We start from the raw sequence: 12893 nt of genomic DNA, 5'->3' as shown, positions 1-12893 counted from the left end.
TATCGAATTCTTGAAAATGGACACACTTATCCCGTAAAAGGCTGCACCATGAACATTGCCAAACATTGCCAGCGGCAGTTGGCTAATTCGACTCCATGCAAACTTGCAATCCACTCTACCCACCTCCTTAAATGTTAGTTATGTGAATTATATGATTAATGAACTGAAAAATCAAGGGGGTTACCGAATCCGGATATCGCCGGACGTTGCCCGCACCTTGACGATGTCTACCGTTTGCTGCGGCGATTCGGGGGCCGTGATGCTGCCGGATCTCGTCTTAAGGTCGTAAACTCCCCGGAACTGCGGGTCTGCGGACAGTTTTACGTTGCCGGATTGCACGGCGATGTCCAGGCTGTCCGAGCGTTGATTCTCCAGCGTGACGTTGCCGGAGGTCGCTTTGAATTTGCCGTTCCCCGTGAAATCGGTAAATTTGATGTTCCCGGAACTCAGCGAAGCCTCGACGGGGCCTTTCACACCGCTTGCCGTAATATTCCCGGAAGTCGCTTTTGCCGTCAAAGCTCCCTGCAGCTCATCGATTTTGATGTTTCCGGAGGTTAGCTTGATTTCCGCACTCCCTTGGACCTGAACCCGCTCGGCGGTAATATTCCCGTCGCTGGTCGTAAGCTTTAGGTTTTCCGCTTGAATGGCGTCGGCACGGATGGTGCCCGAGGAAACGGAAAGCTCGATATTTTCAGCTTTTAGGCCGGTGAAGCTGCCGTTTCCGTCGCCCGACTTGTAGCTGATCTCCTTTAGTCCGCTGTCTTTGGCTAAAGCCACGGTAATATGCTGTTTGGTCGATTGAAAATTGATGCTGAAGAAGGACCAGTCCCATGGGTCCTGAAATTCCAGCTTAAGCGTTTGGCCGGAAAGCGCGGCTGATTTTATTTTATCGATCGCTTCCTGCTTCATGTTGCCGCTGGCCTCGATATAACTAGCCCCGTCCGGGCTGTCGATAAACTCCAGGTCTACGTCATAATCGCCTTCAATGTGCAGATTCTCCAGCTCGCCTTCGCCGAAGGTCCATTTTTGCTGGTAGGCGGGAAGCTTCTCGCCGAAGTCAAACCGCTGGTAGGCCATGCCGGCCAGCCCGACCACAATCAAAAACAATCCAACCAGCGTCCATTTTTTGCTGTTCACGCTTCATTCCTCCCTTTTGCCATTCGTATGTTCCAATTCCAATAACCGATGCTAAGGCGCCGCAATCCGATAAATAAATTACGTGAACCGACCGCCAGCAGGATGCCGACGCCAATGCAGGCGACAGCCATAAAAAGCTTCCCCAGGTTAAACTGGTGATGCACCGCAAATTCCAGCCCGAGGGCGAGCGGGCTGATAATCCCGCCCAGCGCGATGGCCGCAAAACCGGCAAATGCCGACCATAAGGACAGAAGCAGCGGAACGACGATAAGGTTTAAAAAAAAGAGTCCGATATACACCATTACGCCGGCAAATGTCCCGCGGCGCTTGGCGGCCGTCAAGCCCGGCCCGGCGTAGCCGGGCGCGTCTTTTGCCGGACGATCGGGTTCCGCGGGAGCGACGTGGTTGGGCTCGGGCGCCCCGGCGCGGCCCGCCGGATCAGGTCCGTACCAATACACATGATCTTGGGGGATGTAACGGTTTCCGAGAGCCTCCTTGGCCAGCTCCGCCGGTTCGCCCAGTTCCAGTACGATTTCTTCCTCCGTTTTTCCGCTCTGCAGGCCGAATTCGAAATGAGCTTCGTAGTCTTCCAGCAATTCGTTTTGTTCTTCCGGCGGCAGGACGGAGAGATGGGCTCTAAGAAGCGCTATAAATTCATTTTTATTCATAAATGGCTTCCTTTCTCGATTAATGTAGATACGCTCCGAACGAACTGTTTCCACTCGACCACCAGCCTGTTCGTATAAATTTCACCTTCAGGCGTCAGCTTGTAATATTTGCGCGGCGGGCCGCCGGTGGATTCCTGCAGATATGTCGTACAGTAGCCTTCATGGACCAGTCTTCGCAGCAGAGGATAAAGCGCCCCTTCGGCCACTTCGATATGCTTGGAAACGGACTGGGCGAGCTCGTATCCGTAACGGTCCCGCTGCTGGATAAGAACAAGCACGCAAAGCTCCAATGCGCCTTTCTTAAATTGGATGCTGATGTCCATACGGTGTTCTCCTTTAGAGGTAGTTCAAAAAGTCCGGTTTTGATCACGAAGTGAATCAAGAAGTAACCCGGCATCGAATCTTGAATTCAGCCGGGCCAAGAATATGCTTCCGAAGCATGTTTCCTACGGAAACATTTCAGGTGCTCACGTACCCAAAACGTACGCTCCGCTCCTGACGTCCCTAGCTTCATCCAACCTTCTCGGTGCTGAAAACCGGCCTTTTTGAACACGCATTTATAATAGTTCTCACACTACTGAACAATAATCAGTATCGCTGAAAGCATAATATCATACAGTACTGAACAAAGCAAGGTAGTGGATAAAAAATAGACATCCGCCGAGGTCCTTCTTCCGGGTTGAGAAGCAGGGTCCTTAGCGGATGCGGCGCCATCCTAGCTTTTCATTTGTTCGGGCTGCCGGTGCAGCCGGGGCAAATCCTTGGTTGCCGGACCCTCGATCACCGCGCCCTTATAGTCGAATCGCGAGCCGTGACAAGGGCAGTCCCACGAGCGTTCCGCTTCGTTCCATTTGACCTCGCAGCCCATGTGCGTGCACGTTGTGTCCACCAGATAGAGCAGGCCGTCGTCATCGCGGTACGCGCCAGCTCTTTTGCCGTTGTGCTTGACGACGGCGCCCTGGCCGGGAACGAGATCCTCGGGCTTCAGGTGGACGAGCTCGACTTTGCCGCTCACCCACTCATTGGCCACATCGGCGTTTTGCCGGACCAAATTTTTGATCGCGGGGTCGGCCTTAAAACGTGAAGGGGTAAACAAACGCTCGTACCGGTTTTCTTTGTCCAAAATCAGGTCCCGGATCAGGTGCGCGGACACCGTGCTGCTGGTCATGCCCCATTTGGCAAAGCCGGTCGCTACATAAATGTTGCGGCGATCTTCCGTGAGGCGGCCGATATAAGGCACGTCGTCCATCGTGACCAAATCCTGCGTCGACCAGCGGTAAGGGATAGATTTGACGCCTAACACCGACTGCCCGAATTCCGCCAGCGCCTCGTAGCATTTGATCGTGCAGTCGTTTTTCCCGGTTTTGTGCGATTCTCCGCCGGCGATCACCACCGTTTTGCCGTTCAGTTCGGCGGAGCGCAGCGAGCGTTTAGGGTTTCCGCAGTTGATGTACATGCCTCCGGGATACGGCTGCTCGGGCTCGAAAGCGACCGCGTAGGAACGCTCGGAGTAGAGCCGGGCGAAATACAAGCCTTTGCCGTCGATGAACGGAAAGTGGGAGGCGGAAACGGCGTGGCGGCAGATGACCGTATGCCCGTCTTCGGAGGACAGCTTGAGCCGGCCGTCTTCCAAATCTTCGGCTGGATCTCTCATGGTGGTGTTCTCATAAAAAGTACCGCCGTTCTCAGCCACGAACTCGGCCAGATCGCGCAAGTAATGGAGCGGATGGAACTGGGCCTGGTTTTTCAGCACGATCGCCCCTTTGGCGGACAGCGGCAAGGACAGGGAATCAAGCCATTCGGCAGGCAAATCAAGCTCCTTGTATGCCTTCCATTCGGCTTCCAGCTTCTGCAGCTGCTCATCCGAATCGGCGTACAGATAAGCATCTTCGCGGCGGAATTGACAGTCGATTTTCCGCGTTTTAATCGTGTCCGCAATAAAGCCAAGCGCTTCCTCGTTCGCCTCGTAATACAGGCGGGCTCCATCCTTGCCGAAATGGTTCAGCAGCTTGTCGTAAATCAGCGCGTGCTGGGCCGTGATTTTTGCTGTCGTATACCCGGTCGTCCCGTCGAGAATTTTTCCGGCGTCGATAACGGCCACCTTCAATCCGGCTTGGACCAGCAAATAGGCGGTCGTAATGCCGACAATGCCGGCCCCCGCAATGAGCACATCGGTTTCGATATCGTTTTTCAATGGTTCAAAGGCAGGCAGAGCGGTCGTTTTTCGCCACATGGATTCCGGCAACTGCGGCAATGCGCCGGTTGGGGAAGTATGGTTTGACATGCCTTGTTCCTCCTTGGGTTCGTAAGTATGGTTTCATTATTTCCATCACCGGCTGGTTAGAAACGAATAAATTAGGATTTGACTGGAACTAAAATAAGACTTATACTAATTCTAAAAATAAAAACAACAGGGATTGATAATAGATGAAAACTTTAAATCTGACGACCCAGCGCAAAGCGGTGTATGATGTCGTGCGCAACGCGAACGATCACCCGACGGCGGCCGAGGTTATGAACCGTCTCGTGGAGCAGGGTTATAACTTCGCCTACGGCACGGTATACAATTCGCTGCGTTATTTGACCGAAAAGGAATTGATCCGCGAATTGAAACTGGGGGAGTCCGCCAGCCGTTACGACGCCAAGATGGATGACCACCAGCATATCCTGTGCGAAGTATGCGGGCGCGTTGATGAAGTGATGTCCGGGTTGCCTGAGGAATGGAGCAAGACCGTTGCCAAAGAAACGGGGTATGATGTTCATCATGCTCATGTCGTATTCGGGGGGGTGTGTCCATCGTGTCAGCAGAAGAAGCCAAACTGAAAGAGATCGCGAGTACAGTAACGCCGTTCCGCAGACCTTCCGGCCTGGAGGCCGCGGTTCATGAGGAGGAAGGGACGATGGGGCGGGAGGTTTGCCCGATTACCCAGCGGGTCATTCTGATCAGCCCCTTCCCCAGCGATGTTCATGAGCTGGTGCGGGATTTGTCGGAAGGCTGCTTTGACGTCCTGGTGTTCCATCACTGGGAGCAAGGGATTCGCAATGCGATGACTGCGGATTTGCTGATTTTCGATTTGACCTCTTATAAGGAAGGCGAGGAGTCTGCGGCAATCAGGTCCGTAGTCCAGCAGGAATCCGGGGACATTCCTTCCCTCCTGCTGATCAAAGAATCGATGCTGTCGCGGCTGGATCAAGGGCTGATGAATCAGGAGCTGCTGGTGCTGCCCGCGCGCCCGATGGAGATCGTCTACCGCGCGCAGCGGATTATCCAAAGCAGCGGCGCGCGCAAGGTTGCCACGCGGCTGCTTCCCGGCAGCTCTCCGGCGATCTTCAAGGATTTGTGGATCGACCGCAAGAAGATGGCCGTTTACCGGAACGGCGCGCAAATCGAGCTGACGAAAACGGAATACGAGCTGCTGATCAAACTGCTGGAGCAAGAGGGTGGAGTTCTGTCCCGCGAGGAGCTGCTGGCGGAAGTGTGGGGAACATCGTTTCTCGGCGGCAGCAACGTGGTCGATGTTCACATCAAGAGCCTGCGCAAAAAGCTGGGCGACCGGGCCGCCAACTCGACGTATATCGCCACCGTGCGGGGCGTCGGTTACCGCTTGGCCGATTAACTTACCGTTTTATTGGACCGTTCATCCATGTTTTGGGTGGGCGGTCCTTTTTTCGCGGCTTGTGCTTCTATCCGTGGGGGCTATAATAAGGGAGTAGGAGACCGAGGTCTCCCGGGAACGGAAAATTAACAAGAAGCGGGTTGGAAACGATGGATGATGAGAAACAGCGGTTAAGCATCGAAGCAGCGAGGCTTTATTATCTCTCCGATTATAGTCAGCAGGATATCGCGACGAGGCTCGGCGTCTCCCGTCCGACGGTTTCCAGGCTGCTTCAGCATGCCAAAGAACGCGGCTACGTCCGCATCGATATCGTTGACCCTCTTGAGGATTTGAACTCCTTGGGCCATGATTTGAAAATAAAATATATGCTGGATACGGTACTTGTCTGCTATTCGCCGACGGTGGAATACCAGGAAATTCAGAAGCATATCAGCCGGAGGGCCGCGGAGTATCTGTATGAGACGGTGCAGGATAAAGATATCATCGGGGTCACCTGGGGGACCACGATGTACTCCGTCGCACGGCAGCTGCAGCCGAAGCAAGTGAAGGGCGTGGAGGTCGTGCAACTGAAAGGCGGGGTGAGCCACTCTCATGTGAATACGTTTGCCGCGGAAACGGTCAATTTGTTCGCCGAAGCGTTCCATACGGCTCCCCGTTATTTGCCGCTCCCCGTCATCTTCGACAATATCGCCGTGAAAGAGATGGTGGAGAAGGACCGGCATATCTCGCGGATTATGGAGTTAGGCCGGCAGGCCAACATTGCGGTGTTCACGGTAGGGACCGTCAAAGAGGACGCGCTGCTCTTCCGTCTCGGCTACTTCAGCAAAGAAGAGCAGGAGATGCTTCGCCGGACCGGTGCTGGAGACATTTGCTCGAGGTTCTTCGACGCTGAGGGCCGCATTTGCAGCGAAGAGATCGACAACCGTACCGTAGGAATGAACTTATCGGACCTGCGGAACAAGGAGAAGTCGATTCTTGTAGCCGGCGGGCAGCGGAAGATCGACGCCATTCGAGCCGCATTGACCGGCAAATACGCCAACATTTTGGTAACGGACCAATATACGGCTCAAGCCTTGCTAAGATAAGCAACGCTTGGTGCTGATATCCTTTTAGCTTCCATCCTTTCGGAAACAAGCCTGCCGCGGCTGCGGCGGGCTTGTTTCGCGTTCGGACGACGTATGAATGAAGTATGGCGATATTTTAACCATGTTATGACTGAACATAATTTCATTTACCATTTTACATTTGTTCAGACTCGTGCTATGATGGTTTTGCAGTCATCCATGGAGTGATTTGAAAACGCATTTTTGCGTGCAAATGCAGAAGAATGAAAGAGATATAAGGGAGTGGGATGTAACATGAATTTAGTGGGAATGATCGACCATACGCTGCTAAAGGCAGATGCGAGCAAGGCGGAGATCACGAAGCTGACGGAAGAGGCGAAGAAGTACTCGTTCGCTTCGGTTTGCGTCAATCCGGTCTGGGTGGCTTATGCGGCCGAGCAGCTGTCGGGGACCGGGGTAAAGGTGTGCACGGTGATCGGATTTCCGCTTGGAGCCTCAACATCGGCCGTCAAAGCGTTTGAAACAAAGGACGCGATAGCAAACGGTGCGACCGAGGTTGATATGGTCATTCATATCGGAGCCCTTAAAGACGGGAATAACGAACTGGTCGAGAAAGATATCCGTGCAGTTGTCGAAGCGGCGGCAGGCAAGGCGCTGGTGAAGGTCATTATCGAAACCAGCCTTTTGACGGATGAAGAGAAAATACGTGCCTGTGAGCTTGCAGTCAAGGCCGGCGCTGATTTTGTGAAAACATCGACAGGCTTCTCCACGGGCGGGGCGACACCGGAGGACGTAGCGCTCATGCGCAGAACCGTCGGCGAACGGACCGGCGTCAAGGCCTCCGGAGGCGTGCGCAGCCGGGAAGACATGCTAAGAATGATCGAAGCGGGCGCTACCCGGATCGGGGCCAGCTCCGGTGTGAAAATAATGGAAGGCGGCCAATCCACCGCTTCATACTAAGCTTCACACTATAGTCCAAGGAGGCAACAAGGATGAAAGAGCAGCTGATTAGGCAAGCTATCGAAGCCCGGAAGCAGGCTTATGCTCCTTATTCCCGCTTTCCGGTAGGTGCCGCACTCTTGTCCGGCGGGAAAATTTATCTGGGGTGCAATATTGAGAATGCCTCCTTCGGTTTAACCAACTGCGCGGAGCGGACGGCCGTCTTCAAGGCGGTCTCCGAAGGCAGCCGCAGGATTGAAGCGATTGCGGTCGTCGCCGGCACGGACGGGCCAGTGTCCCCCTGCGGGGCCTGCCGCCAAGTGCTGGCGGAATTTTGCGACCGGGATACCAAGATCTATTTGACGAACCTGCAAGGGAATACCGAGGAGTGGACGATGGAGCAGCTGCTCCCGGGGGCGTTTCAAGCAAAGGATATGAAAAAGAATTAATTCCGGACTTTCTTCTTATATGCGCGTTGTAAGCGCTTAAAGAGACGAGGCTTAGAATACATTCACTGTGGAGGAAAACACCATCATGAGATATTTAATTGCGATTCTGGGTGTGCTGGTCGTATTTGGCCTGACGTATGCGGCAAGCAGCGATCGCCGGAGTATCCGCTACCGGCCGCTTTTTATCATGATCGTTCTGCAGGCGCTGCTTGCCTTTGCCTTGCTGAATACCAGCGTCGGCGAGTTCCTCATCGGCGGCTTCGCTTCGACATTCGAGAAGCTGCTGTCCTATGCGGGAGAAGGTGTCAACTTTGTGTTCGGGGGTCTCATCAATCAAGGTCAAACGACCTTCTTCCTGTCGGTTCTCCTCCCGATCATCTTTATCTCCGCTCTCATAGGGATTTTGCAGTACACCAAGATTCTGCCTTTTATTATCAAATATATCGGTCTTGTGCTCAGCAAAATCAACGGAATGGGCAAGCTGGAGTCCTACAACGCGGTCGCATCCGCGATTCTGGGGCAATCGGAAGTCTTCATATCCGTGAAAAAGCAAATCGGCATGCTGCCGAAGCACCGCCTTTACACGCTCTGCGCTTCCGCCATGTCCACGGTTTCGATGTCGATCGTCGGCGCGTACATGCAAATGATTAATCCGAAGTATGTTGTTACCGCCCTGGTGTTAAACTTATTCGGAGGCTTTATTATTGCTTCGATCCTTAACCCGTATTCCGTTTCGAAAGAAGAAGATATTCTGGAAGTGCATGATGAAGAGAAGCAGTCGTTCTTCGAGATGCTCGGCGAATACATTATGGACGGATTCAAAGTGGCCGTTGTTGTTGCGGCGATGCTGGTTGGCTTCGTTGCGCTGATCGCGCTGATCAATGGGATTTTTACCGGCATTTTCGGTATTTCCTTCCAGCAGCTTCTGGGTTATGTCTTTGCTCCGTTTGCTTTCGTCATGGGGGTACCGTGGAAGGAAGCGGTGGAAGCGGGAAGCATCATGGCGACGAAAATGGTTTCCAACGAATTTGTGGCGATGCTGGATCTCGGCAAACATACCGCGCTTTCCGTACGTACGACCGGCATCGTATCGATATTCCTTGTATCGTTCGCCAATTTCTCGTCCATCGGCATTATTGCCGGTGCGGTGAAGGGACTCCATGAGAAGCAGGGCAACGTGGTGGCCCGTTTCGGTCTCAAACTGCTTTACGGGGCCACGATGGTCAGCGTATTGTCCGCTACGGTAGCAGGCTTGTTCTTGTAATTTCAGTAAACCTGACTAAGGAGCGAAGTAATCATGGCTCAATTTAAACGAATTCACTTGATTGTGCTGGATTCGGTAGGGATCGGAGAAGCGCCCGACGCTGCCAAGTTTGACGACTTTGGCGTCGATACGTTAGGACATATCGCCCGCGAGCGCGGGGGATTGAACATGCCGAATATGGCCAAGCTGGGCTTGTCCAACATTCGTGAGATTCAAGGAATTCCAAAAGCGGACAAGCCGCTCGCCTATTATACCAAGATGCAGGAGGCGTCCAGCGGCAAGGATACGATGACCGGCCACTGGGAGATTATGGGACTGCGCATTGATACACCGTTTCGGGTATTCCCTGACGGATTCCCGGAGGAGCTGATCTCCCGGATCGAGAAAAAGACCGGCCGCAAAGTGATTGGCAACAAGCCGGCGAGCGGAACGGAAATTATCGACGAGCTTGGAGAAGAGCATATGAAGACGGGAGCGCTGATCATTTATACCTCCGCCGATTCCGTGCTTCAGATCGCGGCGCACGAAGAGGTCGTTCCGCTGAAGGAGTTGTACGAAATCTGCGAGTATTGCCGGGAAATTACGCTGGAGGATCCGTACATGCTCGGCCGGATCATCGCCCGTCCTTTCGTCGGGGAGCCGGGACGTTTCACCCGGACGGCGAACCGCCATGACTATGCGCTGAAGCCGTTCGGCCAGACTACGATGAACGCGCTGAAGGATGCGGGTTACGACGTGATCGCGCTGGGCAAAATATCCGATATCTATGACGGCGAAGGCGTAACCAAGGCGGTCCGCACCCTCTCCAATATGGACGGGATGGATAAGCTGGCCGCCACGATGGATGAATCTTTCACCGGACTCAGCTTCATCAATCTCGTTGATTTCGACGCCCTGTATGGACACCGCCGCAACCCGCAGGGGTACGGCCAAGCGCTGGAGGAATACGATGCGCGGCTGCCGGAGGTGTTCGCTAAGCTGACGGAGGATGACCTCCTGATCATTACCGCCGACCACGGCAACGATCCGACCTATCGGGGGACGGATCACACCCGGGAGTATGTGCCGCTTCTCGTTTATTCGCCGCGGTTCCGGGAAGGCGGCAGAGAGCTGCCGCTCCGCAAGACGTTTGCCGATATCGGGGCGACGGTGGCCGATAATTTCGGCGTTACGATGCCGGCACACGGCACGAGCTTTTTGACGGAATTGAAATAAAATCGGTTTGGGGAAACAACGACTGATGGAAGTGGCACTGGACACGGCCGTTTTCTTGTAGATAAGTTGAACTAAAGAAATGCGGAAGTTAGGCAAGAGGGTTCAATATTCTAAAAGAGTGCATATTTTAGAATATTGAACCTAGGGGAAATGATTCTGAAGAAACTGAAAGCTTTCTGGAAGAAAGCTACATCGGAAGCATATGCTTGGTCGCCTTTGTGAGCAGATTTCTTTCCTTGTTGGAATCTATAGAATCAATAGAAATCCGCGAACAACAGCGATCGTAAGAACATTTCACACGGCTGCCCTGATCCGTACAATTAATAGTTCAACTTATATAGATAAAACAAAAGCGAGGAGAGAGCAGACGATGAGAATGGTGGATTTGATTGCGAAAAAACGCGACGGCGGGGAATTGACTACGGAAGAAATCAACTTCATTATCGAGGGCTATACGAAAGACGAGATTCCCGATTACCAGGCCAGCGCCCTGGCCATGGCCATCTACTTCAGGGATATGACGGAGCGGGAGCGGGCGGATCTGACGATGGCAATCGTTAATTCCGGGGACACGATCGACCTGTCGGCCATTGAAGGCGTGAAGGTGGACAAGCATTCCACCGGCGGCGTAGGCGATACGACGACGCTGGTGCTGGCGCCGCTCGTTGCTGCGCTCGACATCCCGGTCGCGAAGATGTCCGGCCGCGGACTCGGCCATACCGGAGGGACGATCGATAAGCTGGAGGCGATCGCCGGTTTCCACGTGGAGATCGGCAAGGAGGAGTTTGTGGAGCTGGTGAACCGGCATAAAATTGCGGTTATAGGCCAGTCCGGCAATTTGACGCCGGCCGATAAGAAGCTTTACGCCCTCCGCGATGTCACGGCCACCGTCAATTCGATTCCGCTCATCGCGAGTTCGATCATGAGCAAGAAAATTGCGGCAGGCTCGGACGCCATCGTGCTCGATGTGAAGACTGGGGCAGGGGCCTTCATGAAAACGGCCGAGGATGCCAAGGAACTGGCTCATGCGATGGTTCGCATCGGCAACAACGTCGGCCGCAAGACGATGGCGGTCATTTCCGACATGAGCCAGCCGCTGGGCTACGCGATCGGCAATGCCCTGGAAGTGAAGGAAGCGATCGATACGCTGAAGGGTAACGGGCCAAAGGATCTGGAGGAGCTTTGTCTCGCCCTTGGCCGCCAAATGGTGTTCCTGGCGAACAAAGCCGCATCTCTTGAGGAAGCCGAAGAGAAGCTGAGAGAAGTGATCCGCAGCGGCAAGGCGCTGGAGAAATTCAAGGAATTCATCACGAATCAGGGTGGCGACCCGTCTGTCGTGGATCATCCCGAGAAACTGCCGCAAGCCGCTTACCAAATCGAAGTACCGGCTAAGACCGGCGGCGTGGTGGCGGAAATAGTGGCCGATGAGATCGGTACCGCCGCCATGTGGCTTGGCGCGGGCCGGGCTACGAAGGAATCCGGCATCGATCTTGCCGTCGGCCTGATGCTGAACAAAAAAGTCGGCGATCCGGTCAAAGCCGGAGAATCCTTGGTGACTATTCACGCGAACCGGGAAGACGTGAAGGATGTCGTAGAGAACATTTACGCCAGCATCCGGATTGCGGATCATGCGGAAGCCCCTGTACTTGTGCATGACATTGTAACAGAATAATTGAAGTTTAGTTTGACCAATCCCGGATCCTTTGGAGGATTCGGGATTTTTTCAACCTTATGGAATTTATAAAATTTCGGATATGACAGAGGGCGATGCGCAGGTAGAGAAGGGGGAGAAGAGGAATCTGGGAATCTGGGGGCTAAGGGACACCAGAGCCGTTATTTGAGGAAAAACGGAGGTTTGCAAAATGTAACGGACACAGAAGACCTTATTTATCTCAAATCGGCCTGGATCAACTGGTTTAGAGCGAAATAGGGTCGTGTGTGTCCGTTAGCCTGGGAAATACCCGGGAAATGGGCGGATAAGGTCGCTGGTGTCCGTTAGAGCAACGTCCACTGGATGTAGACTACAGATTGAAAGGGCCGAGGTACTTGGGCGCTACGGTTCATGAAAGAAGGGGAAGGTTACTCAAAGAACAGAAGAGGGAATGGGAATCCGTCCCTCCAATCGCTCCAAAGTAGAAGTCAGCGTCAATAAAGGATGCCGTCAGGCGTTTTTCTTAAATCGTTCTACCCTTTTGTAAGGGGCAAGAAGCAATTGTTCGGCTTTTCTTATGCGGAAGGAACGACGACCGTACTGAATCAAATGCAAAAATGCATTTCATTTTACATGAAATGGCGTTTTGAGGCGGCTCAAATGCAAAAGTACATCTCATTTGGGGTTATTGGATAAAAAAGTATCTTACGACTGGAAACGAACTGCACTTTTACACTTGGCGAGCCGCTTTCGGGGCATTCGGGCGAAAATCGTCTGCACTTTTGCAGTTCGCAGGAAGTTGGCCGATAAATGTTTTTCTAACATAGCAGGAAATGCCGTGAAAAACTATAATACAGTTTATACATACCAAATTTTGATAGAGAGAGGG

The 12893-nt window shown here is 53.3% G+C and carries 12 protein-coding genes; 8 read left to right on the top strand and 4 right to left on the bottom strand.

The features are described 5' to 3' along the window. Window positions 1–180: 180 nt before the first annotated feature. From EHV15_RS05610 to EHV15_RS05595, 4 genes are all read right to left on the bottom strand, one after another. Complete coding sequence (locus tag EHV15_RS05610; RefSeq protein WP_128630378.1) at window positions 181–1137, bottom strand: DUF4097 family beta strand repeat-containing protein; 957 nt, start codon at window positions 1135–1137, stop codon at window positions 181–183. Beyond that, window positions 1134–1805, bottom strand: coding sequence for a DUF1700 domain-containing protein (locus tag EHV15_RS05605; protein WP_128630377.1), 672 nt, complete (start codon window positions 1803–1805; stop codon window positions 1134–1136). The genes EHV15_RS05610 and EHV15_RS05605 overlap by 4 nt, the downstream gene beginning before the upstream one ends. Beyond that, window positions 1802–2128, bottom strand: a complete 327-nt coding sequence (locus tag EHV15_RS05600; RefSeq protein ID WP_128630376.1) for a PadR family transcriptional regulator — start codon at window positions 2126–2128, stop codon at window positions 1802–1804. The genes EHV15_RS05605 and EHV15_RS05600 overlap by 4 nt, the downstream gene beginning before the upstream one ends. Before the next feature lie 392 nt (window positions 2129–2520). Next, entirely contained in the window at window positions 2521–4089 is a 1569-nt protein-coding gene (locus EHV15_RS05595) for an FAD-dependent oxidoreductase (RefSeq protein ID WP_128630375.1), read from the bottom strand. Window positions 4090–4232: 143 nt separating this feature from the next. Here EHV15_RS05595 and EHV15_RS05590 point away from each other — a divergent pair, with 143 nt between their 5' ends. The 8 genes from EHV15_RS05590 to EHV15_RS05555 all read left to right on the top strand — a co-directional run bounded on the left by EHV15_RS05590 (window position 4233) and on the right by EHV15_RS05555 (window position 12025). Next, window positions 4233–4628 carry a Fur family transcriptional regulator gene (locus tag EHV15_RS05590; RefSeq protein WP_128630374.1) on the top strand — a complete coding sequence of 132 codons (396 nt, stop codon included), beginning with the start codon at window positions 4233–4235 and terminating at the stop codon, window positions 4626–4628. Next, the gene (locus EHV15_RS05585; RefSeq protein WP_246061334.1) at window positions 4604–5422 is read left to right on the top strand and encodes a winged helix-turn-helix domain-containing protein; all 819 of its coding nucleotides are present in this window, start codon (window positions 4604–4606) and stop codon (window positions 5420–5422) included. The genes EHV15_RS05590 and EHV15_RS05585 overlap by 25 nt, the downstream gene beginning before the upstream one ends. Before the next feature lie 149 nt (window positions 5423–5571). Beyond that, on the top strand, window positions 5572–6507 hold the full coding sequence (locus EHV15_RS05580; protein WP_128630373.1) for a DNA-binding transcriptional repressor DeoR: 936 nt from the start codon (window positions 5572–5574) through the stop codon (window positions 6505–6507). A gap of 273 nt (window positions 6508–6780) precedes the next feature. After that, window positions 6781–7446: a deoxyribose-phosphate aldolase gene (deoC, locus tag EHV15_RS05575; RefSeq protein WP_128630372.1), complete on the top strand. Its 666-nt coding sequence runs from the start codon at window positions 6781–6783 to the stop codon at window positions 7444–7446. Window positions 7447–7478: 32 nt separating this feature from the next. Continuing rightward, window positions 7479–7874, top strand: a complete 396-nt coding sequence (locus EHV15_RS05570) for a cytidine deaminase (RefSeq protein ID WP_128630371.1) — start codon at window positions 7479–7481, stop codon at window positions 7872–7874. Between the two features lie 85 nt (window positions 7875–7959). Next, complete coding sequence (locus EHV15_RS05565) at window positions 7960–9138, top strand: NupC/NupG family nucleoside CNT transporter (RefSeq protein ID WP_128630370.1); 1179 nt, start codon at window positions 7960–7962, stop codon at window positions 9136–9138. Between the two features lie 33 nt (window positions 9139–9171). Continuing rightward, a complete protein-coding gene (gene deoB, locus EHV15_RS05560) occupies window positions 9172–10353 on the top strand; it encodes a phosphopentomutase (protein WP_128630369.1) in 1182 nt (393 codons plus the stop codon). A gap of 370 nt (window positions 10354–10723) precedes the next feature. Next, window positions 10724–12025 (top strand): pyrimidine-nucleoside phosphorylase, encoded by a 1302-nt coding sequence (locus EHV15_RS05555; protein WP_128630368.1) that lies wholly within the window; start codon window positions 10724–10726, stop codon window positions 12023–12025. Window positions 12026–12893: the final 868 nt, after the last annotated feature.

The sequence above is a fragment of the Paenibacillus oralis genome (genome assembly GCF_003863965.1).
Taxonomy (GTDB): Bacteria; Bacillota; Bacilli; order Paenibacillales; family Paenibacillaceae; genus Fontibacillus; species Fontibacillus oralis.
Note: the sequence above shows the minus strand (reverse complement) of the source record. Positions and strands in the feature narration are given on the sequence as shown.

Coding starts and splice junctions, on each gene's coding strand:
- EHV15_RS05605 (WP_128630377.1), bottom strand. CDS start 1,805: ATGAATAAAAATGAATTTATAGCGCTTCTTAGAGCCCATCTCTCCGTC.
- EHV15_RS05570 (WP_128630371.1), top strand. CDS start 7,479: ATGAAAGAGCAGCTGATTAGGCAAGCTATCGAAGCCCGGAAGCAGGCT.
- deoB (WP_128630369.1), top strand. CDS start 9,172: ATGGCTCAATTTAAACGAATTCACTTGATTGTGCTGGATTCGGTAGGG.
- EHV15_RS05590 (WP_128630374.1), top strand. CDS start 4,233: ATGAAAACTTTAAATCTGACGACCCAGCGCAAAGCGGTGTATGATGTC.
- EHV15_RS05565 (WP_128630370.1), top strand. CDS start 7,960: ATGAGATATTTAATTGCGATTCTGGGTGTGCTGGTCGTATTTGGCCTG.
- EHV15_RS05580 (WP_128630373.1), top strand. CDS start 5,572: ATGGATGATGAGAAACAGCGGTTAAGCATCGAAGCAGCGAGGCTTTAT.
- EHV15_RS05595 (WP_128630375.1), bottom strand. CDS start 4,089: ATGTCAAACCATACTTCCCCAACCGGCGCATTGCCGCAGTTGCCGGAA.
- EHV15_RS05555 (WP_128630368.1), top strand. CDS start 10,724: ATGAGAATGGTGGATTTGATTGCGAAAAAACGCGACGGCGGGGAATTG.
- EHV15_RS05600 (WP_128630376.1), bottom strand. CDS start 2,128: ATGGACATCAGCATCCAATTTAAGAAAGGCGCATTGGAGCTTTGCGTG.
- deoC (WP_128630372.1), top strand. CDS start 6,781: ATGAATTTAGTGGGAATGATCGACCATACGCTGCTAAAGGCAGATGCG.